A 24,761-nucleotide genomic window follows, 5' to 3' on the forward strand; every position below is an offset into this window, starting at 1 on the left:
TAGTGGAAAGCTTTTTTGTGCAAAAAGCTAATTTGCTCATAAAAAAAGAGCGACCAACGGAAGCTCCTTTTTTTATGTATAGCAAATAGCTTTTTGTAGAAAAACTTGTAGCGAATAGAAGGATTAGCTCCTATAAAGAATTTATAACCGCTTCTAATCTTGCTGTAACTTCTTCAATAGATCCAATACCATCTACAGCATGAAATTTATCTTGCGCTTTATAAAAATCCATTAAAGGCGCAGTTTTTAGGTTATATTCATCATAACGATTTCTGATTTTTACTTCGTCTTGATCGTCTGGTCTGCCTGAAGTTTTACCTCTTTCTAAAAGACGCGCTACTAAAATATTATCATCAGCCGCCAATGCAATGGTAGCAGTGATTTCTTGTTTTTTTCCGTTTAAGAATAAATCTAATGCTTTTGCTTGTGCGATTGTTCTTGGAAAACCATCAAATAAGAATCCGGCAACATCTGGATTTTTATCGACTTCGCTTTCTAACATTTGAATCGTAACTGCATCTGGCACTAAATCGCCTTTATCCATATAGGTTTTAGCTAATTTCCCTAATTCAGTGTCGTTTTTTATATTAAATCTAAAAATATCCCCTGTTGATAAATGTACTAAATTGTATTTTTTCTTTAAAAACTCAGCTTGAGTTCCTTTTCCCGCTCCTGGTTTCCCAAATAATACGATATTAATCATGTTCGTTTTGTAAAATAGTTATTATTCTGATAATTGATAGACGTCTTGTAAATTCCTTCCTAATCCGTCATAGTCTAAGCCATAGCCTACAATAAATTTATTAGGAATTCTGATGCCTACGTAATCTAATTTGATGTCTTTTGTATACGCTTCTGGTTTTAAGAAAAGTGTGGCAATTTTAAAATGTTTCACTTTGTGTTCTTTTAAAATGGCTTTTAATTCTTCAATGGTGTTTCCGGTATCTACGATATCTTCCACAATTATTACCGAGCGACCTTCTAAATTCTGATTCAATCCAATCAATTGTTTCACTTCTGTGGTTGATGACATTCCTTCATAGGAAGCCATTTTTACAAAAGAAACTTCGCAAAGACCTTTATATTTTTTCAATAAATCTGCTGTCACCATAAAAGAGCCGTTTAAAACTCCTATAAAAACAGGGATGTCATCAGAAAAATCATCTTCGATTTGTTTGGCCATATTATCAATAGCAAAGTCTATCTCTTCAGCAGAAATATAGACCTCAAACTTTTTGTCGTGTAATTGTATCAATTTGGTCGGATTTAAAAATAAGTAACAAATTTAGTAAACTCATAAGGATTTCAAAGAAAGTATTTTAACTTTTTTGCAAATTTGGTATATTTACCGAATGAAAACTGAAATGTATTCGAAAATTGAACTAAGCACTTGCCATGTGAAGAGCCGAAAAACGGTTAGTAACTTTGCTATGAAGGACGAAAACAACTTAAAAGAAATTACACAAATTGCTTTTGATGTAAATCATGAATTGCATACCAAGGCTTTTTGGTCGTTAGATTTAGTCTGTGAAAAGAAATTAAGGCTGTTTGTTCCCTATATAGAAAGCTTTTGTGAAGTTTTACCCCAAATTAAAAATGATTCTGATGTGCGACCGGCTACACGGATTTGTTTTTTATTAGCCAAAAGCAATCATCGAAAAAACGGAATTAACTTATCACAAGAGCAAGAACACAACATTATTGAAAATTTAATAGACCGATTGATTCAGGATGAAAAAGTGGCTTCAAAAGTTTATGCGATGAAAGCACTTTTTGTTTTTGGGAAGAAATACGATTGGATTTATGAAGAATTAAAACCGATTATTTCGCAAGATGCTTATAACCATTCAGCAGCATACCAGACTTGTGCTCGAAATATTTTGAAGAAATTAAAATAAAAAAAAACGGCAATAACTTAGTATTGCCGTTTTAATTTATACCAATAAATAATTTACTGTTTGATAACTTTAACTGTTTTAACAGCGTCATCATATGTAATAATTTTAGCAATGTAGGTTCCAGCATTTAAACTAGTTAAATCAATTGCTGTCTCATTAGCATTTACATTTACAGTCATCACTTTCTGCCCTAAGAGATTAATTACTTCAACAGACTTAATGGCATCATTGTAACTAATGTTTAATAAATCCTTAGTAGGGTTAGGATAAACTCGTAAAGCTTGTGAATCAAAATCAGCAGTAGATAAAGTTGCAGAAACAGTAATATCATCTAAATCTAAACCTCTGGCCCATTTTGAAGTTGCTTCAAAACCTATATAATAAGTTGCTGATGGATTAGGTAAAGATAAGGTAACTTTTGTCCAAGTTGTTTGCTCTTCGGTGTAGTCCGCTCCTATCTGTACCCAAACACCTGAATAGCTGGTTTTATAAAAAATTCTCAATTCATCCACATCGCCAAACCAATTTAAATTTGCATAATAGAATTCCAATTGAGGATTTGCAATTACAGTTAAATCTAATGCAGGAGTAATTAATTTTGTTTTAGTAGCAGGATCATCGTTGCTAAATTCAGCCATATAAGATCCAGTTCTAGGTGTTAAAGAATTATCCGTGTTTGCTGTAACAAATGTCCAAGGCAAGGAACCAATAGTACTAGATTGACTCCAGCAATCAGGAATAGATCCGTTCTCAAAACCTTCCTCAAAAGGAAAAGCAGTAAGTGCTTCACAAGCGGTTGTGAAAGAAACTGGTCCAACCCAATCGCTAAAACCCGATGCATCACAATTTGTTCTAACATAATAGTCATAGGTTGAATTTGAAGCCAAACCATTCAAAGTTGTTGTAGTACTTGTTATTGATGAAACAGTAGTCCCAGAGCCTAAAACAAAACCTAAAGGACCATATTCTACCTCAAAACTAGACGAAGCAGACGTCCATGAAAGTATTGCGCTCTGCGTTGTTATACCAGAAAATTCAGGAAAAAAAGGCTCAATACAAGAAGGAACACCTTTAATCTGCACATCATCAAGATCAAAATAGAACTGATCTGTCGTTTGCGAGTAAAAACCAATATAAATAGTTTGACCAATATAAGCAGATAAATCATACTGGTATTTATAAAAAGAAGCACCTCCTGCTGGCGCTACTGTAGCTGCAATTGTATTTGTAAAAGCACCGTCTGTTGGCGTTGTAGTTGAAAGCATAACGCTAATTTGTTCTGGATAATTAATATCTCTGCTTCTTGCCCAAAAAACTAGGTAGTCTGAAACACCTGCCGTGACTACTATGGGAGGAGTAACTAAATAATCAGAATGCGACACTGCATCATAACCAATAGACACCGTGTTAGCTCCACTATGAGCAGAAAGGGAGGCGGAAGGTGTGAAATCAATAATATTCCATGTATTAGCATCTCCTCCGTTTAAAACCGTCCATCCGGAAGGAATTTCAGTGTCTCCATCAAAATTTTCGATAAATTGTGACATTCCAAATAATGGCACAAAAATTGTCAGAATAAGTAGTCTTTTTATCATAATATTTTATTGTTTTATCGATTAGTTAACGGCAAGTTATGAAATTATTTAATCCTAAAAAAAACTTTAACACATTTACTTTAGTAGATAATTATCAAAAATCAAAAGATTATTTAAAACTATTGTGACAAAATCTCAAATGTTTATCTTTGCCTAAACACAACAAAAAAGGCTTATGCGAAGCGACAGCTTAAGTCTCGTAAAAATAACTACAACGAAATGAATTATTTTTCTTCTGATTTTAAACTGGGAATTTTAGGTGGCGGTCAATTAGGCAAAATGATTGTTGCCGATACTAGAAAATTCGATATTCAAACTTTAGTATTAGATCCAAGTGATGAAGCGCCAGCACGCTTTGGCTGTAATGCTTTTTACAAAGGAAGTTTAATGGATTATGACACAGTTTATCAATTTGGAAAAATGGTTGATTTACTAACTATCGAAATTGAAAACGTAAACCTTGAGGCTTTAGATAAATTAGAAGCAGAAGGATTAGCAGTTTTTCCTTCCCCAAAGACCTTGCGCTTAATTCAAAATAAAGGAAAACAGAAAGATTATTACGTTGCAAATGCTATTCCAACATCAAAACATTTGCGTTTTGTTGATTTGAATGATTTACTGAATGCGCTTAAAACTGATGAATTAGAATTCCCATTTGTGTGGAAATGTGCTCAATTTGGGTACGACGGAAACGGTGTTAAAGTTTGCCGTTCTGCATTAGATTTAGTAAAACTTCCTGATGTGGAATGTATTGCTGAAGATATGATTCCGTTTAAAAACGAATTAGCTGTAATAGTTGCTCGTTCTGTTTCGGGAGAAGTGAAAACGTATCCTGTTGTGGAAATGGAATTTCACCCAGAAGCCAACCAAGTAGAATATGTACTTTGCCCTGCTCGAATTGACGAAAAAGTAGCGGAAAAAGCAACTGAGATCGCTTTGCAAGTTTCGGAAGCTTTTAATCACGTAGGTTTGTTAGCAGTTGAAATGTTTCAAACAGAAAGTGATGAGATTTTAGTCAATGAAGTAGCACCAAGACCACATAATTCTGGACATCATACGATTGAAGCTAGTTATACTTCGCAATTCGAAAATCACTTGCGTGCGATTTTAAATCTTCCTTTAGGAAACACCGATAGCAAAGTTGCAGGAATTATGGTAAATTTAGTAGGTGAAGAAGGCTATTCTGGACAGGTAGTTTATGAGAATATCGAAAAAATAATGGCAATTGATGGTGTAACTCCTCATATTTACGGCAAAAGAGAAACTAGACCTTTTAGAAAAATGGGTCACGTTACCATTGTCAATGAAAATATGACGGAAGCGAGAAGAATCGCAGAAGAAGTGAAGAATAGTATTCGAGTGATTAGTGTTAAAAAATAAGTTCAAATTAGATAATATCATTTTCCGTTGCACTTTTCATTCTGTATTTTAGGGTAGATAGAAGTAATCCTAATGACGAAGCATCTTAAAAAGATCATAAACACAAGACACGAATCTCTAAATAATTTATCCTTTACCATTACTTAATCAAAAGCAACTTTAAAAATGAAACATTTTTAAATAACAATAAACACAATACTTTACAAAGAAACTAAAAAATGAAAAAAACATTAATACAAATTTCAATCACTACTCTGACACTGTTTTTCTATTCATGTTCTGTAGGATATGAAGTTGACAAAACCTTTACACCTTTAAAAACTTACCCTTGCGACACAATTCCTGAAAATGTAGAATTGTTTTTTGAAGGAGAAACAACAGATTTTGAATACGAAAAAATAGGATTGATTGAAATTATGGGAAAATATTCCTCCACTGACGCTGAGATGATTGAAGAGGTAAAGTCTATAGCTAAAAAGAAATGTTGTAATGCTGTGATATTTATTAAAAAAAACTATGTCGAGAGAGAAAAGTCAGTGCTCTTCTCAAGTGCGCCTGTTGAAAAATACACTACAATTGTTTATAACGGAATTGCAGTTAGAAAAATAAATCGTTAGAACTAAATAGAGCTTATATGAAAGTAGCAATTATAATGGGAAGCATTTCGGATATGCCGGTAATGCAAGAAGCCATCGATATTTTAAAAGAATTTGGAATCGAAACGGAAGTAGATATTGTTTCTGCACATAGAACACCTGAAAAATTATTTGATTTTAGTAAAAACGCACATATTCGTGGAGTTTCTGTAGTAATTGCTGGTGCTGGTGGCGCTGCTCATTTACCTGGGATGGTTGCATCTATGTCGCCTCTTCCTGTGATTGGCGTTCCAGTAAAATCTAGCAATTCTATTGATGGCTGGGATTCTGTCCTTTCGATTTTACAAATGCCTGGTGGCGTTCCAGTAGCAACCGTAGCTTTAAACGGAGCGAAAAATGCTGGGATTTTAGCTGCGCAAATCATTGGTAGTCATAACAAAATCGTTTTAGACAAAATAATCGCTTACAAAGAAGGCTTGAAGCAAGCTGTTTTAAAAGCTTCGGAAGCATTACAATAAAAACAGAAAAACCCCGAATTATCACTAATTGGGGGTTTTCGTTCACAATTAAGTGACAACTATAAAAAATCTTAGTCTCTCTGTTTGGGGCAAAAAGGCGTTTATTACATCATTACATCGACAAATCTATACACTTTATCGATAAAAACAAATTTTTATGAAACTTTTCTTAAAAAAATTCACAACAAAACATAACACTGCCCCTTTTAGTAAGATTAATCTTTCAGAATATAAAGAGGCGTTTATTAAAACCATTGAACTCGCTCATACCGAAATCGATAGCATCGCTAACAATACGGAAACGCCTACGTTTCAAAATACAATTGAAGCTTTAGATTATGCGGGCGAACAACTGGACCGCCTTTCATCGATATTCTTCAATCTGAATTCGGCTGAAACTTCTGATGAAATGCAAAAAATAGCACAAGAAGTTTCTCCTTTGTTAACAGCCTTCAGTAATGATATTGCTTTAAACGAAGATTTATTTAAAAGAGTAAAAGCTGTTCATGATCAAAAAGAGCACTTGACTTTAACTACCGAACAAGCCACATTACTAGATAAAAAATTCAAAGGTTTCTCAAGAAATGGTGCTTTACTTTCTGAAGAAGACAAACTCAAATTACGAGAAATTGATACGGAATTAGCCAAACTAAAATTGACTTATGGTGAAAATGTTTTAGCAGAAACCAATAATTATCAGTTGCACATTACAAATGAAGCAGATCTAAAAGGTTTGCCTGATGGAACCAAAGAAATAGCAAGATCTTTAGCCAAATCAAAAGACTTAGAAGGTTGGATTTTTACTTTAGATTTTCCAAGTTATTTGCCTTTTGTGACTTATGTTGAAAATCGAGAATTGCGTAAAGAAATTGCAATAGCAGCCGGAAGAAAATCATTCCAAAACAATGAATTTGACAATCAACTGAATGTAAAAAACATTGTCGCTTTACGTCATAAAAGAGCTAATTTATTAGGTTATGCCTCGCATTCGCATTTTGTTTTAGAAGAACGAATGGCTCAAGATCCAGAAAAAGTGAAGTCGTTTTTGAATGATCTATTGGAAAAAGCCAAACCTGCAGCTTTGAAAGAATTTTCAGAATTAGCCGCTTTTGCGAAGGAAATAGATGGCATTGAACAATTGCAGAAATGGGATGGTTCTTTTTATGCTGAAAAGTTAAAACAGAAATTATTCAATTTAGATGATGAACTTTTAAAACCGTATTTCAAATTAGAAAACGTTTTAAACGGAGCCTTTATAATCGCTGAAAAATTATTTGGAATTAAATTCAAAGAAGTTTTTGATCTTGACAAATACCATCAAGATGTTACGACATACGAAGTAACAGATGAAAATAATAATTTTGTAGCGGTTTTTTATGCAGACTTCTTCCCGAGAAAAGGCAAAAGAAATGGCGCTTGGATGACTTCTTACAAACCACAATATGTGAAAGAAGGTGTGAACGAAAGACCACACGTTTCTATTGTTTGTAATTTTACACCTCCATCAGAAACCAAACCTTCGTTATTGACTTTCAATGAAGTAACTACATTATTTCACGAATTTGGACACGCTTTACACGGCATGTTAGCCGACACTATTTATCCAAGTTTATCTGGAACATCTGTTTATTGGGATTTTGTGGAATTACCTAGTCAAGTAATGGAAAACTGGTGTTACGAACCGGAAGCATTGGCTTTATTCGCAAAACACTATGAAACTCACGAAGTTATTCCCCAACATTATGTGGAGAAAATCAAAGAAAGCGCGAGTTTTTTAGAAGGGATGGCAACGTTGCGTCAATTGAGTTTCGGGATTTTAGATTTGAGTTATCACGCTAAAGTTCAAGAAATTACTGATGTAAAAGAATTTGAAAAACAAGCTATGGCGTTTGCTAATCTATATCCAGATGTGGCTGAAAATTGTATGAGCACTTCTTTTTCTCATATTTTCCAAGGAGGATATTCTTCAGGATATTACAGTTACAAATGGGCTGAAGTTTTAGATGCTGATGCTTTTGCTTACTTCCAAGAAAAAGGAATTTTCAATAAAGACGTGGCAACCAAATTCAAAGAAAATGTACTTTCAAAAGGCGGAACCGAATTACCAATGGAATTATACAAAAAATTCAGAGGTCAAGAACCAAAAGTTGAAGCATTGCTGAAACGTGCAGGATTGTTATAGGAATAAAGGCGGTGAAATTTGACCAAAATTTATAAATTGTAAATCAATATTTTGAAACTAGAAGCACTGAAAATCCAAAAATTAGAGACAGAGCGATTGCTTCTGATCCCTTATTCGATAGAAATATGCGAAAACATTTTATTAGGGAATTTCGACTTACTATATAATAAAGGTTATATCAAAGGTAAAAGTTGGCCTGATGAAGATGTTTTAGACACCATTCCAAGAATTCGAAAAAATTTATCAAAAAATAATTATGCTACAGGTTTTGAATCTTGGCTTATTATAAAAAAAAATACCAACGAAATAATTGGTGATTTGGGTTTTAAAGGCTACCAAAGCGAAACTCAAAGTTTAGATATAGGATATGGAATCATAGCAGAAGAACGGGGAAATGGTTATGCTGAGGAAGCTTCGAAACATATTATTCAATGGGCACTCACTTTTGATTTTATCAATGAAATAACCGCTAATTGCTTAATAGACAATTTTCAATCGATCAAATTATTGAAAAAACTTGATTTTATTGAAATAACAACCGTCAAAGAGATGATTTATTGGTCTCTGTCAAATAATAAATTATAAAATTACCCGAAGTAGAAATGCTTCGGGCGATTTTTAAAAAATAACTTTCATTTATTTTTGAAAGTTTAAAAACTTTTATATATCTTTGTCTCATCAAACTGAAATAATTTCGAAAATGGAATTCAAAGAAGCAAAAAATAAATTCGTACAAACCTGGGGAGCATTGGGTTCTCAATGGGGAATTAACAAAACTATGGCTCAGATCCACGCTTTGTTGATGGTTTCTTACGAACCTATTTCTATGGAAGATATTATGGAAGAATTGCAAATTTCTCGTGGAAATGCTTCTATGAATTTAAGAGCTTTGATGGATTGGGGAATTATTTACAAAGAATATAAAGCTGGAGAAAGAAGAGAGTTTTTTACAGCAGAAAAAGATTTAGACGAATTAGCGGTGAAAATTTCGAGAGAAAGAAGTAAAAGAGAAATAAAACCAGCCTTAAAAGTTTTAAAAGAAGTTTCATCCATCAAATCTGATCAAACAGCAGAAGAAAAGCATTTTGTGGAACAAACCAGTAAGCTATATGACTTCGTGTTGAAAGCAGATAACGTTTTAGACAAAATCACAGAATACAAAGACAATTGGTTAGCAAAATTGGTAGTCAAAATTATGAAGTAGTTTAACAAAAACAATCTAAAAAAAATTTAATCAAAACTTTCATTTATTTCTGAAAGTTTAACAACAAAAATAATCATGAAAATTCTAAACTTTATAAACCTAACAATTTTATCGCTACTTCTACTATCAGGTGTTATATCACTATTTGATGATTCTTTCTATTTGTTTACGATGCTAATTGCACTAGCTATTCTGCCGGTGTTTCAATTATTCACAGGGTTTGTGTGGTTATTTAAATCCGAAGAGGACACCAGGATTAAAAATTACTTCTATTTCACAGTAAGTTACCTACTTCTATTATTTACTGCTCAGTTTTGGTACGACGCTGTTGAAAAAATAGCGATTCTTAAAACATTAACAACAGCAATATTCATAATCATACCTATTTCTCTCGCGGTATATTTTACAGTAATACTTTATCAATTTTCAAAAACACGTAGCTTCTTAAATGCCTATTGGAAAAATTTAGCCCTGATAAATTACGAAGTTGATCCTTCAATTTTAAATAAATACGTTCCACAAGGCACAGAAATAGATTTTTATAACGAAAAATGTTACGTGAGTTTAGTTGGATTTCTATTTAAAGAGACTAAACTACTAGGTTTAAAAATACCTTTCCACGTTAATTTTGAAGAAGTGAATCTTCGTTTTTATGTAAAGCGTTTTGAAAATAACCAATGGAAACGTGGCGTTGTATTTATCAAAGAAATAGTTCCAAAACATTCACTAACATTTGTGGCGAACACCATTTACAAAGAACATTATCAAACACTTCCTATGAAACATTCACTTGAAAGAACCGACACAAGTATTGAAATTGCATATGAATGGAAAATGGATAAAAAATGGAATTCCATTAAGTTGCAATGTAACAACGAAATACTTCAAATTGAAGAAAATTCTGAAGCCGAATTTATATGTGAACACTATTTTGGTTATAGTAAATATAATGACGATACGACTTTTGAATACGAAGTAAAACATCCACGATGGGAACAATACGAGGTTAAAGAAGTAATAGTTGATGTTGATTTCAACGCTTTATACGGAATTGAATTTGCTAACTTACAAAATGCAACACCTTGCTCGGTAATTCTTGCAAAAGGTTCTAAGGTTAGCGTTGAGAACAAAAGAAAACTAAATTAAAAAAATTTAATCAAAACTTTCAATTAATTTTGAAAGTTTAAAATAACACATAAGATGAAAAAGTTAATAATCTCAGCAGGAACAGGTTTTTTAGGAAACGTTTTAGTAAATTATTTTGAAAAAGAATTCAATGAAATCGTAATACTAACAAGAGGAAAAGCTTCAACAACAAACAACATCAGATATGTTAATTGGGATGCTAAAACATTCTCAGGTTGGGAAAAGGAATTAGAAAATTCAAACGTTGTAATAAATCTTGCTGGTAAATCTGTCGATTGCCGTTACACCGAAAAAAACAAGGCAGAAATAATTTCATCAAGAATCGATAGTACTAGAATTCTAAACCAAGCGGTTTTGCAATGTAAAAATGCTCCGAAACATTTTATTAACTCATCAACGGCCACTATTTATCGTCATTCCGAAGATAAAAGAATGGATGAATATACTGGAGAGATCGGCGATAATTTCTCTATGAATGTGGCAAAAGAATGGGAGAAAATATTTTACGAAACTAAAACTCCAAATACCATGAAAACAGCTTTACGAACTTCTATTGTTTTAGGTAAAAGTGGCGGTGCGTTTATTCCCTTAAAGAAATTAACACAACTTGGTTTTGGAGGAAAAAATGGAAGTGGAAAACAATTCATTAGTTGGATTCATGAAAAAGACTTTGCACGAGCGATTGCATTCGTAATTGAAAAAGAAATTTCTGGTAACATTAATATCGTATCTCCAAATCCAATTCGAAATGAAGAATTCACGAAGAAACTTCAAAAAGCAATTGGTATCCCATTCGGAATTCCTATTTCAGAAACGCTACTAACTATTGGTGCTACAATCATTCAAACCGAAACAGAATTGGTTTTAAAAAGCAGAAATGTTATTCCTAAAAGATTAGAAGAAAATGGTTTTGAGTTTGAATTTTCGGATTTAGATAAAACGTTTAAAGACTTATTATCATGAACCTCAACATAATTGGCTATGCTTTTTATCTGATCATCACAACTATCATTATCATAAGAGTTGGAAAAATATGCTATGAAAACGGAAATATCTACGTTTCGCAACTGATTCCAAATCACGAAGATTTATGTCAAAAAATAAATCAATTATTATTGGTGGGCTATTATTTATTAAACGTTGGCTATTGCGCTATGACAATTATTTCGTGGAAAAGGATTGAAAATATCACACAACTAATTGAGGTTATAACTTCAAAATCAGCCATCATAATCATCACAATTGCAATTATGCATTATATCAACATTATATTATTAACGAATTATATTAAAAAATTAATCTAAACAAACTTATTATGGAAACTTCAAAAATTTTAATCGGCTATGCAATTTATCTTCCTATTGTAATACTACTTACTTATTATGTTTCAAAAACACTTTTTAGAAATAGTAAAGTTTTTATGCTTGACATATTTAAAGGACGAGAGGAAATTGCGAACGCCACTAATAAGCTATTTGAAACCGGATTCTATTTATTAAATTTAGGATTTGCTTTACGAATTTTAGAAATGAGCGTATACAAAAACACTTATCAATCTTTAATTGAAGAATTAAGCTATAAAATCGGAGGTTTCTCCATCTATCTTGGAATAATGTTATTCTTAAACCTCTACTTTTTCTTTAGAGGAAAACGAAAAGCCAGTCAAAATCAAGTTGAGCAACAAATTGTAATTACTGAATAAACTCTATAATCCTGACTAGTGTAAAATTAGTCAGGATTATTTTTTTAAAACGGGATGAAGCTATAATATCTATAATACCAGTGATTTTAGAATTGAAAATTAATGGGAAATTTGAAACATTCTATTAAAATCATATAATAAATTAAAGGAGTAACTAGACTATTTTTGATTAATAAATAAAACAAATTATGAATCTTAAAAGAATTTTCGGAACAATCCTTACCGCTCTTGGAATAGGTGGACTAATATATACTGCTTACCTTTTTTCAATGACATCTGGAAGTAATCAAGATATTAGAACATTAATAATCTATGGCGTTTTAGGATTTGTATTCTTCTTAACAGGAATAAGTTTAATTAAAACAACGAAAGACGAAGCATAGTAATTATTAACATCAAGAACTTAGCTCTGAAATTACTGAAACTATTCTAAAAAGATTCAGATCCTACCAAAACCAACCACCACAATATCGGCACGCTTTCTAACCAAAGGGAAGCGTAATATCGAGATCGATTTTCATTCGCGAAAAAGAGAAATAACGCAATTGTTATGCATACCAAAAGTTTAAAAAACAGTGGTAAGAAATGATGATTATCAGTGTAGAAAAATTCTAAAGACAGCAGTGCTAGTAATAATAAATACCCCAATGATTTAGTTTTCTTCACTCCTATTTGTTGCGGAACAGTTTGCAAATGCACATCATCTTTGTACACATCTACAATATCAAAGACTAAAATCATCGGAAAAATAAGCAAAAATCTTTGCAAAGCCATTAAGAAAACATCTTTTGAAAAAGGAAACTTAGCTTCAAATAACGGTAAAATCACAGTTACGCCTACCCATGTAATTGCAACGATATAAATCTTTATTCCTTTCCAATTTCTAGCATTTTTTTTGTTCGGAAAGAACGGTAACGTATATAATAACGTTAATCCTAAAAACACAAAAGCAGTACTTTTTGTTACCCTACTCAATTGCCAAAAAAAGTAAATACAAGCTAAAAATGAAAAAAAGCTTAAAACGACTATGCCTTTTAATTCTTTTTTGATATTTAATTTGTTTAACCTTGCTAATGCATCGTATTTTACAAAATTATAACCTACAACTGTACCAAAAAAAGCGAAGAATGCTACCGAATAACCATTGCTAATATTGAAAAAAAAGTCCGTCATCAATACCAAAGAAAAGGTAGATAAAGCCACGTGCAGACTGCTATTTATATAAAAATCGATGATTTTCTTCATTACATTCATTCCACAAAAATAAACAATCTGTTAATAACACGCTGATTAAGTTGATAAAATCATAAAAATTACCATTTTATTAGAAGCATATTAGAAGATTAATAATTACTTTTGTCGGCGAATAACAACACATACAAACACTTATACACTTTTTTGTAAAATGAGAACAGATGCATTCGCTTTAAGACATTTAGGTCCACGTGAGTCGGACTTAAATCATATGTTTAAAACTATTGGTATTGAGTCATTAGATGAATTAATTTTTCAAACTGTGCCAGACAATATTCGTTTAAAAAACGAATTAGATTTGGATGCTCCAATGACTGAATATGAATACTTAAACCATATTCAAGAATTAGGAAAGAAAAACAAAGTATTTAAATCGTATATCGGTTTAGGATATCACCCAGCTATCGTTCCGGCGGTTATTCAAAGAAATATTTTTGAAAACCCAGGATGGTACACGGCTTATACACCTTACCAAGCTGAAATTGCCCAAGGTCGTTTAGAAGCGATTTTAAATTTCCAAACTACGGTTATTGAATTAACAGGAATGGAAATTGCTAATGCTTCCTTATTAGATGAAGGAACTGCAGCAGCGGAAGCAATGGCTTTGTTATTTGATGTGCGTACGCGTGATCAAAAGAAAAACAAAGTAAATAAGTTCTTCGTTTCGGAAGAAATTTTACCTCAAACGTTATCGGTTTTACAAACGCGCTCCACTCCTATTGGTGTAGAATTAGTAATTGGAAATCACGAAACATTTGATTTCTCAAACGAATTCTTCGGTGCTATTTTACAATATCCAGGGAAATACGGTCAAGTTTATGACTTCGCTGGTTTTATTGGAAAAGCAAAAGAAAACGAAATTAAAGTAGCAGTTGCTGCTGATATTTTATCTTTAGTTAAATTAACTTCTCCTGGAGAAATCGGAGCGGATGTTGTAGTAGGAACTACACAACGTTTTGGTATTCCAATGGGTTATGGCGGACCACACGCGGGTTATTTCGCAACTAAAGAAGAATACAAACGTTCTATGCCAGGACGAATTATCGGTGTTACTATCGACACCAATGGTAATCGTGCTTTGAGAATGGCATTACAAACTCGTGAGCAACACATCAAACGTGAAAAAGCAACGTCTAACATTTGTACAGCTCAAGTTTTATTGGCTGTTATGGCTGGAATGTATGCCGTTTATCACGGACCAAAAGGATTACAATTCATCGCAGATAAAGTTCATGCTTCGGCTGTAACGACTGCAGATGCTTTAAATAAATTAGGCGTTTACCAAACAAATTCTTCTTTCTTTGATACGATTTTAGTAAAAGCAGATGCTGCTAAAGTAAAAACGATTGCTGAGAAACACGAAGTAAACTTCTTCTATGCAGATGCTGAAACAATTTCGATTTCTTTTAACGAAACGACTTCTTTAAATGACATCAACCAAATCATTGCTATTTTTGCTGAGGCTACTGGAAAAGAAATTTTCACAGTAAATCAACTACTTACAGATTCAATGATTCCAGAAAGCATTGTAAGAACTTCACAATTCTTACAGCATGATGTATTTAACAAAAACCAATCGGAATCGCAATTGATGCGTTACATCAAAAAATTAGAACGCAAAGATTTATCGTTAAATCACTCGATGATTTCTTTAGGTTCTTGTACTATGAAATTGAACGCTGCAGCTGAAATGTTGCCTTTATCAATGGCGAACTGGAACAATATTCATCCATTTGCTCCTATTGAACAAGCAGAAGGTTATCAAATTATGCTTAAGAAATTAGAGCATCAATTAAATGTAATCACTGGTTTTGCAGGTACAACTTTACAGCCAAATTCTGGCGCACAAGGAGAATATGCAGGTTTAATGGCAATTCGCGCTTATCACTTATCAAAAGGAGACACGCATAGAAATATTTGTTTGATTCCAGCTTCTGCTCACGGAACAAATCCAGCCTCTGCTGCAATGGCAGGAATGGAAATCATCGTGACAAAAACTATGGAAAATGGTAATATCGATGTTGAAGATTTAAGAGCTAAGGCGATTCAACATAAAGATAACTTATCAGCTCTAATGGTAACTTATCCTTCAACACATGGTGTTTTTGAAAGTGCTATTGTTGAAATTACAGACCTTATCCATGAAAATGGAGGTTTAGTTTATATGGATGGTGCAAATATGAATGCGCAAGTTGGATTAACAAATCCTGCTACAATTGGTGCTGACGTTTGTCACTTAAACTTACACAAAACGTTCGCTATTCCTCATGGAGGTGGTGGACCAGGTGTTGGACCGATTTGTGTAAACGAAAAATTAGTTCCGTTTTTACCTTCAAATCCAATTATCCAAGTTGGTGGTGACCAAGCAATTACTGCTATTTCATCAGCACCTTATGGATCAGCTTTAGTTTGCTTAATTTCTTACGGCTACATCACTATGTTAGGTGCAGAAGGCGTAACAGATGCAACAAAATATGCAATCTTAAATGCTAACTACATGAAAGCGCGCTTAGAAGAACATTATCCAATTTTATATTCTGGAGAAATGGGAAGAGCGGCTCACGAAATGATCTTAGATTGTAGAGCTTTTGAAGAAAACGGAATTAAAGTAACTGATATTGCAAAACGTTTAATGGATTATGGTTTCCATGCACCAACGGTATCTTTCCCTGTTGCTGGAACTTTAATGATTGAACCAACAGAATCAGAAGATTTAGCAGAATTAGATCGTTTTTGTGATGCGATGATTGCAATTCGTAAAGAAATTGAAATTTCATCTAAAGACGAACAAAATAACGTATTGAGAAATGCGCCACATACATTAGCAATGGTAACTAATGACGAATGGGTTTTCCCTTACACAAGAGAACAAGCTGCTTTCCCATTAGAATATGTTGCTGACAATAAGTTCTGGCCTACTGTTCGCCGTGTTGATGAAGCGTATGGCGATAGAAATTTAATATGTTCTTGTGCTCCAATCGAAGCTTATATGTAATATAAAGTACGAAGTAAATTTCACTTAGTACAAGATTAAATAATTAAAAATCCCAAATTCCAATATGTGAATTTGGGATTTTTTTTGAAACCTGATAAAAGTCAAGTAATTCAAAAATGAAAGTCGTAAATTTGACGAATTAAAGTTGAACCATGAAAGATATAGAAACCAGAGAAGATATTTTATTACTGATGCGCGAGTTTTATGTAAAACTTTTAGCGGATGATGGTATAAATTTTTTCTTTACAAAAGTTACTGCAATTGATCAACATTTGGAAGAACATTTCGAAACTTTAGCTACATTCTGGGAGCAATCACTTTTTTTAAGAGGTGGTTATTTTACGAATATGTTTAGCGTTCACAAAGAAGTGCATGAAAAATCTAAGTTTACAAAAGAACACTACACTATTTGGTTAGAACATCTTAGCTCAACGATTGACAGCTATTTTGAAGGTAAATACGCGGAACAGATGAAAACACAAGCCTTAAGTATGGCAACGATAATGCAAATTAAGTTTCATTAAAACAATTATTTTTGAATTTTCTCTATTTTTACCAATAGTATCTTAATTATTTGACAATATTATGCATGCATACTATTTTTTGATGTATCGTTGAAATATTTTCATTAATTTAGCAAATTAATATCTTTATAATGCAAATTAAAATAACGGGTTCAGGGAGCTATATTCCAACAATAAAGGTGACCAATTCTGATTTCGGCCAACATCACTTCTTAAATGAAGACGGCTCTATTTTCAATATGACTAATGAAGTTATAGCAGAAAAATTTGTAGAAATCACTGGGATTTTAGAAAGACGCTATGCCTCTCCAGACATGGTGAATTCTGACATGGCTTTTATTGCTGCTACAAAAGCAATCGAAAAATCAGGAGTTGACCCTGAAACATTAGACTATATTATATTTGCTCACAATTATGGCGACATAAAAAGCAATTCCATACAATCAGATACCGTTCCAAGTTTAGCTACTCGGGTGAAATATTTACTTCAAATTAAAAACCCGAAATGTGTTGCTTATGACGTTTTATTTGGATGTCCTGGATGGATTGAAGGCGTAATTCAAGCACAAGCGTTTATAAAAGCCGGAATGGCTAAAAAATGCTTAGTAATTGGTTCTGAAACCTTATCTCGTGTGGTTGATATTCACGACCGCGATAGTATGATTTATTCAGACGGAGCTGGTGCAACAGTTATCGAAGCAACTGATGAAGCTGGAGGAATTTTAGCTCACGAAAGTGCGACCTATTCTTTTGATGAAGCCAAATACTTATTCTTTGGAAACTCTTTTAACAAAGAAAAACAAGAAGACATTCGCTACATCAAAATGCACGGAAGAAAAATATATGAATTCGCTTTATTAAACGTTCCAAAAGCAATGGCTTGTTGTTTAGAAAAAAGCGGCATTGCTATAACTGATGTAAAGAAAATTTTAATACATCAGGCGAATGAAAAAATGGACGAAGCTATTGTGAATCGTTTTTACAAATTATACAAAATGGAAACTCCGGCTGGAATTATGCCAATGAGTATTCATAAATTAGGCAACTCAAGTGTGGCAACCGTACCTACTTTATATGACTTAATTGTTAATAACGAAATTGAAGGTCAAAGTTTAAACAAAGGCGATGTGATTCTTTTTGCATCCGTTGGAGCAGGAATGAACATCAATGCTATTGTTTACCAGATGTAAAATTTCAGTTTATTGTTAATTGTTAGTGGTTTATTGTTAATTTTGCAAGACCACTAACAATTAACAACAAACCATAAACTTTCCTAATGTACGAAAAAACATATCCGAGTAAACGCTTCAATATTACATTAGATTTTCTAAAAAAGCACATCAAAACTTCTGAAACTATTTTTGATTTAGGCGTTCCAAATCCTTTTTCAAAAATAATGGAAGCGAATGATTACAAAGTAATTAACACCAAAGGTGAAGATATTGATGTAAATCAAACGGCTTTACAAATTGAAAATTATGAAGTTTTTACGGCATTTGAAATTTTTGAACATTTACTAAATCCTTTTACAGTATTGGAAAATGTAAAAGCGGATAAAATCTTAATTTCGATTCCGTTGCGTTTGTGGTTTTCACCAGCTTATAGAAGTAAAACCGATATGTGGGATCGTCATTATCACGAATTTGAAGATTGGCAATTAGATTGGTTGTTAGAAAAAACAGGCTTCAAAATTATAGATCACGTTAAATTTACACATCCGGTTAAAAAAATCGGATTTAGACCTATATTGCGATTTTTCACACCAAGGTATTATTTGGTTTACGCCATAAGAGAAAAAAGATAAAATAATATAGAAAAGAGATTTTATCTAATGAAATATTACATCATCATTCCTGCTTATAACGAAGAAGCGTTTATGGCTCTGACTTTGCAATCGTTGGTCGAGCAAACTGTTTTACCTTCGAAAGTTATTGTAGTGAATGATAGTTCTACTGATAAAACTCCTGAAATCGTTTTGGCTTTCGCCGAAAAGCACCCGTTTATATCTTTAGTGAACAAAAAATCAGAAGCTATTCATTTACCAGGAAGTAAAGTAATTCAAGCATTTCACGAAGGCGAAAAAAATATTGATGATAATTACGATATTATAGTTAAAGTCGATGCCGATTTGATTTTTCCAAACCACTATTTTGAAACCATTATCAAAGAATTTCAATCTGACGAAACGATTGGAATGGTTGGTGGATTTTGTTATATCGAAAAAAATGGCGAATTTGTGCTCGAAAATTTAACGGATAAAGATCATATTCGCGGTGCGTTAAAGGCTTATCGTAAAGAAGCCTTCAAACAAATTGGTGGTTTGAAAGCTCAAATGGGTTGGGACACCCTTGATGAATTACTTTGCAAATTCTATAATTGGAAAGTAGTTACTATTGAAAGTTTACACGTAAAACACCTAAAACCAACTGGCGCAAGTTACAATCAAGCAGCTCGTTTCAAACAAGGGGAAGCTTTTTACGCTTTAGGTTATGGTTTTTTTATCACAAGCGTTGCTTCGCTTAAATTAGCGATGCGAAAAGGGAAACCTTTATTATTTATTGACTATTTAAAAGGGTTTTGGAAAGCAAAAAAAGCTAACAAAACAATGTTAGTTACGCCAGAACAAGCTAAGTTTGTTAGGAAGTATCGTTGGAAGAAGATGAAAGAGAAAATTATTTAAACCAAGTTGACAAATTTCACCTAAAGTCTTTTAATTTATATTTACAATACCATGAAATTATTTGTTTCCATTATTTTATTAGGTCTATTAGGTTGCAAATCTAAATCAGAATTGACTTATACTACAATTAACCATAATTTTGAAAAAAATGATATTCAAGATAGTTTAGCATTTGAACTTTGCCAGATATACGGCTTCGATCAAGGAATAAGAGATTTCAATTTAAAATTTAATAAAAGAGAGGTTATGCCAGCTATAGATTCGCTGAATTTTGCTAAAGTTGCAAATTTCGTTAAATCATATGGGTTTCCTACAGAAGAACTAGTTGGTGAAAAAAATCTTGATCGCGAATGTGTATTGATGGCAGTTCCTGCAGTTTTACTACATAACCCACACAGATTGGTTAATGAAGAGCAGTATTTCAATTTATTTTTTAATGAAGTAAAGAAAAACAATATAGAACCCTCTTTTTTCGCAAGCATTTTGGACAAATATTATTGGGTAAATAGTAAAAATAAAAAGACGAGACGTGTTTTTTATGGTTCAGAATTTGGCAAACCCTGTCTCCAAACCAAGGAAGCTACTAATAAAGCGAGGATTGAAATAGGTTTAAAGCCACTGCAAGACAATGGCTTTGTAGATTGCGAAGGCGAAGATTTAAACATGCCAAAAGAAAGAAGATGAAAAAGAAGTTGTTTTAAATTAAATCAAAAATATGAAATCATTATTTATTCATTTTTTTTTATGGTTGAATTTAATAAATATAAATGCTCAATCTAAAAAAGTGTTGATTTTTAGTGATTCTGGCAGTTCGGTTAGCGATGCAATTTTAATAATTGACAATTCTCCAAAATATATTTCGGACAGTATTGGTTTAGTTACAATTAACAACATTGATTTTGATAAAGAGATAACGATTAGACACTTAAATTTTGAAACTAAAAGGTTTACCAAATGGAATTTGAGAGATACTTTATTTCTAAATGAGAGAAAATATACGCTAAATGAAGTTGAACTTAAGTCCAAAAGAAAGAAAAGCAAAACATTACAACTCTTTCCAACAAAAAACATCAGTAATAGTTTGCCTAAAAATTTTGGCAAATCAAGTTCTATTAGTCAAAATGTTGAAATAGCTGTTTTTTTTCCAAATCAAGATAGCACAAAAACAAAAATTATAAAAAAGATTCTAGTTCCCACTAATGATTATAAAGTAATTGAAACCTTACAATCTAACAAAAGATCTAAGAGAAAAAACGCAAAATATAGTCCTTTTAAAATTAACTTATATACGGTAGATTCTGTTATAGGCATTCCAAAAGATAAAAAGTTTGAAGAATATTTTGTAATTAAATGTGATGTAGATGAGAATTATGCAGTTTTGGAATTAAATGAAGACGAGGAATTTGAGTTTACAAAAGACGGCTTTTTTGTTGTTATTAAAAACCTAACAATTGAGGAATATGAAGAACTAGGTTATTATTTTGCACCTGGTATAGACCAAATTGGAGTATCTAAAAACAATAAATTTTTACCTTATTTTAGATATTTATATCAAGCAGAAGATGCTAAATGGAAGAAAAAAGAATACCTAATAAATAGAAAAAATATTTATAATATTGGGATTGAATTCAAAGAGATTAAATAACTAATTTTCTATTTATCGCAGGTTGTATTATTGATGGGAACGGCATCCTTTTATTGAAAAGAATTGTTAAACATATAAAGAAACTAATGAATCAAAAACAAATTGTATTTCTATTTCTATTTTTATTTAAACTAATGAATTCGCAAATTAATAATTTTGAATTATCTGGTAAAATTAATTACGACGGTTATTTATTTATACATTATGATTCCAATAAAGACAGTTGCCTCGTTAAAAACAATAAGTTTTATTTTAAAGGTTTCTTAAAAAAGAATCAAGCCATTTGTAGTTTTTCAATAAAAAATGAAATTTGTATGATGGGTAAAGATTTAATTTTAGACCAATCAAATATTAGAATTACTGTAAATGTAAAAGACACTGTTTACAAGAATTTCAAACTTAAAAAGATAACTGTAGACAAAATTATAGGGTCAAAAACTTCAAAACTTCAAAATAAATATAATCAAATTATATTTGAAAACAAGTCTGACATAAATAAAATTATAAGTGAATCAGAAGCTATTATTTGTAGAAATCCAGATAACTTATATTCAGGTTATTTATTGTCTAATTTATGTTTAGAATATAAAATTGATAAAAAGGCAACCGAAAGATTATTTGCTTTATTAAACATTAAAAATCAAGATGAAGCAATAATTAATAACATCAAAAAATATATTTATGCAAAGCAACTACTAAAGTTAAATGATAAAATCAGTGACTTTGCCCTGTTAGATGTGGATAATAATTTATTTAATACTGAAAGCTTAAAAGGGAAATGGTACTTATTAGATTTTTGGGCTAGTTGGTGTACTCCATGTAGAAAGTCTTTTCCAGAGTTGAAAATTATTTATGAAAAATATAAATCATCAAACTTTGAAATTTTAGGATTCTCAATTGATGAAGATAAAGATAAGTGGAAAATGGCTGTAAAAAAAGATAATTTAAATTGGATCAATATCATTGAAGAAAAGGGTTTTTTAGGTGATATTGTCTTTAAATTAAATATACAGTCGGTGCCAACTACATTTTTAATTAACCCAGAAGGTGTGATAGTCTCCGAAAACTTAACGCCTGAAGAATTAGATAGTTTTTTACAAAAAAACTTGAAAGAATAGTTTGAAAAACATGTCAGAAAATTTTAATTCCATACATTATCATTTGGAAAAAGAAAACATAACAATTGATAAAGAAGAATTTGTATTCCAAATTCAATCTCATCCAAGTTATCCCTAATTTTTACCAGTTGCAGACTCACTAACATTTTTAAATATTGATAACGCGGCATTAAACATATCTTTTGATGAAATTGAATTATTACCTAATTGAATAGCTAATGTGTTGTATTCAGTTGGTTAAGTATATATAGTCCATAATACATGGACATTTAGTACTGAACTCTTCTGCGATCGGATACAATTTTAGAATAAAATGTTTTTTCAACAAGATACATCTTCGACCTTCTCCTCAATAAACACACGTAATTTAGCGCGTTTGCTTTGCATAATTTTCTTCATTTCAAAAGAGTTTCGAACACAAACTAATAAATTAGTTGCAACTAAAGAATTAGTTTGTATATTTGATTTTATAAACTAACAATTTCTGTTTACAAAAAAGCAAATGGTTGCACTAAAATAATCTAATGAGAAAATTTGAAAAATTTACAAAAGGAGGAAAAAATAAAATAAAGCAATCATCCTTAAAGATGTTTCTTTCCGTCAATCCTTTATTTTTTTTGATTATATCTTTACTGTTCTCCATTTACTCGTGTAATAGCAAAAGTAATTTGAAAACTTTTTACAATATTGAAAAATATATATATTATTCAAATGATGAATTAAATTATTGGCATAAAATTGACAGAAATGAATTTGAAATAATTGACAAGCCCTCTCCCATTTTTTATAAAGGATTAGGGGTAGATTTTCTATATGGAATAATAAAAGAAAAAAATGAGATTAACGTTTATAGTATAACTGATACTTTATTGTTTTTTAATGAATTAAAAAACAATAATAAAATTAAAGAATTAAAGTTTACAAAAGGTATAATACAAGATTATAACTTAGAAAATTATAAATATATAGATTTGGAATATAATTATAAAAATAATTTAATTACTGAAAGGCTCATAATAAACAAAGGCAAAACTATTCGTTTTACGCGGAAAAAAGGTCATAACAATGGAGGTCTAGCCGTTTATTTAAATTATTTTATTTTAAATTCTGATGAATTTTTAAAAAACAACAAAAATTTCTTTGCCAATCAATTTCTAGAAAATAATGAATACTTAATTAATACTTTATTTTTAAAAAACGTATCTATTGATTCTTTGTCGAATGAAAAGAATAGTAAAGAAATTACCTTACTGATAGATAACTTTAATAAGATAGGGAATTATAGATCAGCGACTGAAATTATAAATAAGAAATTTAAAAACAGAGCTATTCTTTGGAAAGAAGATTATAAGATGTCCGATTTTAATTTCGAAAGCATTAATGATTATTGCAACTCGATTGACTCCGTAGATATAGTGATGATAAATGATCACCATTTATTTGAGTCATCAAGATATTGTGTTGCTCTTTTTTTAAACGCGCTAAAAAGCAAAGGATTTAAATATTTTGCAGCCGAAAGCTATATTAGTAAGGACAACGATCTAAATTTCAACATAAGCCAAGACCAAATTGACGGTTATTACAATAGACAGCCTACATATGGCTTATTAACACATTTTGCATATTTAAATAATTACGTACTGTGTGGTTATGACTCATCTTCCGATCTATGCAAAAACAACGATTTAAGTAGTCAGCAATGCCGTGACTCTACACAAGCAAATAATATTGCTAAAATTTATCACTATGACAAGTCTGCAAAAATTATTGTTTTTGGAGGTCATTCACATATAAATAAAACAAAAACCAACAACTTTACACCGATGGGATATTATTTACAAAAAATATTACCTGAGAAAAACATAATCGCGATAAATCAAGTTTCTTTAATTAGTAATTATGGAAGTGAAAACTCACTACAAAACATAATAACAGATTCTGTTCAATTAAAAGAGCCAAAATTAATTCGAAGCAAAAAAAATTTTAACAAGGTTAATGATGGAACTTATGACGCATACTTAGTTCACCCTAACAGTGACGTTATCGATTATTGGTATTACTCAGCAAACGCTGTAAATGTTGAAAAAATCAAACTAACTCCTCCAAAAGAAGCTTTTTTTGTTGAAGTTTTCGCGATTTCTGAATCAACAAAGAACATTTGTGTATTTAAGTCTCTAGTTTCAGATTTACATAAGAATTACATTTTTTTACCTAAATCAAACTATAAAATCAATTACTATAATTCACACAATGATCCAATTTAAATTCTAATTATGCATTAATTACTAAAGCATTTAAATGTCTGTATATACGACAAGACTAAG

25 protein-coding genes are annotated in these 24,761 nt (G+C 31.4%); 21 read left to right on the forward strand and 4 right to left on the reverse strand.

The window, feature by feature from the left end; all coding sequences use genetic code 11:
* Positions 1-130 precede the first annotated feature (130 nt).
* Positions 131-703: an adenylate kinase gene (locus ACFSX9_RS01105; protein ID WP_379803309.1), complete on the reverse strand. Its 573-nt coding sequence runs from the start codon at positions 701-703 to the stop codon at positions 131-133.
* Positions 704-724: 21 nt separating this feature from the next.
* The gene (gene hpt / locus ACFSX9_RS01110) at positions 725-1,255 is read right to left on the reverse strand and encodes a hypoxanthine phosphoribosyltransferase (RefSeq protein ID WP_379803311.1); all 531 of its coding nucleotides are present in this window, start codon (positions 1,253-1,255) and stop codon (positions 725-727) included.
* A 97-nt stretch (positions 1,256-1,352) separates the two neighbouring features.
* Between hpt and ACFSX9_RS01115 the strand changes: the two genes are divergently transcribed.
* Positions 1,353-1,898 (forward strand): hypothetical protein, encoded by a 546-nt coding sequence (locus ACFSX9_RS01115; RefSeq protein ID WP_379803314.1) that lies wholly within the window; start codon positions 1,353-1,355, stop codon positions 1,896-1,898.
* Positions 1,899-1,951: 53 nt separating this feature from the next.
* On the opposite strand, the gene ACFSX9_RS01120 is transcribed toward ACFSX9_RS01115, so the two are convergent.
* Positions 1,952-3,493, reverse strand: a complete 1,542-nt coding sequence (locus ACFSX9_RS01120; protein WP_379803317.1) for a choice-of-anchor J domain-containing protein — start codon at positions 3,491-3,493, stop codon at positions 1,952-1,954.
* A gap of 219 nt (positions 3,494-3,712) precedes the next feature.
* Here ACFSX9_RS01120 and ACFSX9_RS01125 point away from each other — a divergent pair, with 219 nt between their 5' ends.
* The 11 genes from ACFSX9_RS01125 (at position 3,713) to ACFSX9_RS01175 (ending at position 12,604) form a co-directional block, all read left to right on the forward strand.
* Complete coding sequence (locus ACFSX9_RS01125; protein ID WP_379803319.1) at positions 3,713-4,873, forward strand: 5-(carboxyamino)imidazole ribonucleotide synthase; 1,161 nt, start codon at positions 3,713-3,715, stop codon at positions 4,871-4,873.
* 218 nt (positions 4,874-5,091) lie between these two features.
* Positions 5,092-5,490 (forward strand): hypothetical protein, encoded by a 399-nt coding sequence (locus ACFSX9_RS01130; protein WP_379803324.1) that lies wholly within the window; start codon positions 5,092-5,094, stop codon positions 5,488-5,490.
* A 17-nt stretch (positions 5,491-5,507) separates the two neighbouring features.
* On the forward strand, positions 5,508-5,987 hold the full coding sequence (gene purE / locus ACFSX9_RS01135; protein WP_379803326.1) for a 5-(carboxyamino)imidazole ribonucleotide mutase: 480 nt from the start codon (positions 5,508-5,510) through the stop codon (positions 5,985-5,987).
* 157 nt (positions 5,988-6,144) lie between these two features.
* The gene (locus tag ACFSX9_RS01140; protein WP_379803328.1) at positions 6,145-8,169 is read left to right on the forward strand and encodes a M3 family metallopeptidase; all 2,025 of its coding nucleotides are present in this window, start codon (positions 6,145-6,147) and stop codon (positions 8,167-8,169) included.
* 51 nt (positions 8,170-8,220) lie between these two features.
* The gene (locus ACFSX9_RS01145) at positions 8,221-8,754 is read left to right on the forward strand and encodes a GNAT family N-acetyltransferase (RefSeq protein WP_379803330.1); all 534 of its coding nucleotides are present in this window, start codon (positions 8,221-8,223) and stop codon (positions 8,752-8,754) included.
* Between the two features lie 115 nt (positions 8,755-8,869).
* Positions 8,870-9,373, forward strand: a complete 504-nt coding sequence (locus tag ACFSX9_RS01150) for a GbsR/MarR family transcriptional regulator (RefSeq protein ID WP_379803334.1) — start codon at positions 8,870-8,872, stop codon at positions 9,371-9,373.
* 75 nt (positions 9,374-9,448) lie between these two features.
* Complete coding sequence (locus ACFSX9_RS01155; RefSeq protein WP_379803336.1) at positions 9,449-10,519, forward strand: YqjF family protein; 1,071 nt, start codon at positions 9,449-9,451, stop codon at positions 10,517-10,519.
* 54 nt (positions 10,520-10,573) lie between these two features.
* Complete coding sequence (locus ACFSX9_RS01160) at positions 10,574-11,482, forward strand: TIGR01777 family oxidoreductase (RefSeq protein ID WP_379803338.1); 909 nt, start codon at positions 10,574-10,576, stop codon at positions 11,480-11,482.
* On the forward strand, positions 11,479-11,823 hold the full coding sequence (locus ACFSX9_RS01165; protein WP_379803340.1) for a hypothetical protein: 345 nt from the start codon (positions 11,479-11,481) through the stop codon (positions 11,821-11,823). The genes ACFSX9_RS01160 and ACFSX9_RS01165 overlap by 4 nt, the downstream gene beginning before the upstream one ends.
* 11 nt (positions 11,824-11,834) lie before the next feature.
* Complete coding sequence (locus ACFSX9_RS01170; RefSeq protein WP_379803342.1) at positions 11,835-12,221, forward strand: hypothetical protein; 387 nt, start codon at positions 11,835-11,837, stop codon at positions 12,219-12,221.
* A gap of 188 nt (positions 12,222-12,409) precedes the next feature.
* Entirely contained in the window at positions 12,410-12,604 is a 195-nt protein-coding gene (locus tag ACFSX9_RS01175; protein WP_322549267.1) for a hypothetical protein, read from the forward strand.
* A gap of 46 nt (positions 12,605-12,650) precedes the next feature.
* On the opposite strand, the gene ACFSX9_RS01180 is transcribed toward ACFSX9_RS01175, so the two are convergent.
* The gene (locus ACFSX9_RS01180) at positions 12,651-13,466 is read right to left on the reverse strand and encodes a UbiA prenyltransferase family protein (protein ID WP_379803344.1); all 816 of its coding nucleotides are present in this window, start codon (positions 13,464-13,466) and stop codon (positions 12,651-12,653) included.
* Between the two features lie 160 nt (positions 13,467-13,626).
* Between ACFSX9_RS01180 and gcvP the strand changes: the two genes are divergently transcribed.
* From gcvP to ACFSX9_RS01225, 9 genes are all read left to right on the forward strand, one after another.
* Complete coding sequence (gene gcvP, locus ACFSX9_RS01185) at positions 13,627-16,470, forward strand: aminomethyl-transferring glycine dehydrogenase (protein WP_379803346.1); 2,844 nt, start codon at positions 13,627-13,629, stop codon at positions 16,468-16,470.
* A gap of 152 nt (positions 16,471-16,622) precedes the next feature.
* Positions 16,623-16,994, forward strand: coding sequence for a group III truncated hemoglobin (locus tag ACFSX9_RS01190; RefSeq protein WP_379803348.1), 372 nt, complete (start codon positions 16,623-16,625; stop codon positions 16,992-16,994).
* Between the two features lie 131 nt (positions 16,995-17,125).
* Complete coding sequence (locus tag ACFSX9_RS01195) at positions 17,126-18,184, forward strand: 3-oxoacyl-ACP synthase III family protein (RefSeq protein WP_379803351.1); 1,059 nt, start codon at positions 17,126-17,128, stop codon at positions 18,182-18,184.
* A gap of 86 nt (positions 18,185-18,270) precedes the next feature.
* Positions 18,271-18,798, forward strand: a complete 528-nt coding sequence (locus ACFSX9_RS01200) for a methyltransferase (protein WP_379803353.1) — start codon at positions 18,271-18,273, stop codon at positions 18,796-18,798.
* A gap of 27 nt (positions 18,799-18,825) precedes the next feature.
* Entirely contained in the window at positions 18,826-19,674 is an 849-nt protein-coding gene (locus ACFSX9_RS01205; RefSeq protein ID WP_379803355.1) for a glycosyltransferase, read from the forward strand.
* Between the two features lie 51 nt (positions 19,675-19,725).
* Positions 19,726-20,358, forward strand: coding sequence for a hypothetical protein (locus ACFSX9_RS01210; RefSeq protein ID WP_379803357.1), 633 nt, complete (start codon positions 19,726-19,728; stop codon positions 20,356-20,358).
* A gap of 31 nt (positions 20,359-20,389) precedes the next feature.
* On the forward strand, positions 20,390-21,319 hold the full coding sequence (locus ACFSX9_RS01215) for a hypothetical protein (RefSeq protein ID WP_379803359.1): 930 nt from the start codon (positions 20,390-20,392) through the stop codon (positions 21,317-21,319).
* A 314-nt stretch (positions 21,320-21,633) separates the two neighbouring features.
* Positions 21,634-22,437 carry a TlpA family protein disulfide reductase gene (locus ACFSX9_RS01220; RefSeq protein WP_379803361.1) on the forward strand — a complete coding sequence of 268 codons (804 nt, stop codon included), beginning with the start codon at positions 21,634-21,636 and terminating at the stop codon, positions 22,435-22,437.
* A 668-nt stretch (positions 22,438-23,105) separates the two neighbouring features.
* The gene (locus ACFSX9_RS01225) at positions 23,106-24,701 is read left to right on the forward strand and encodes a hypothetical protein (RefSeq protein ID WP_379803363.1); all 1,596 of its coding nucleotides are present in this window, start codon (positions 23,106-23,108) and stop codon (positions 24,699-24,701) included.
* The last annotated feature ends 60 nt before the right edge of the window (positions 24,702-24,761 follow it).

The organism is Flavobacterium ardleyense, assembly GCF_042686085.1.
GTDB classification, from domain to species: domain Bacteria; phylum Bacteroidota; class Bacteroidia; order Flavobacteriales; family Flavobacteriaceae; genus Flavobacterium; species Flavobacterium ardleyense.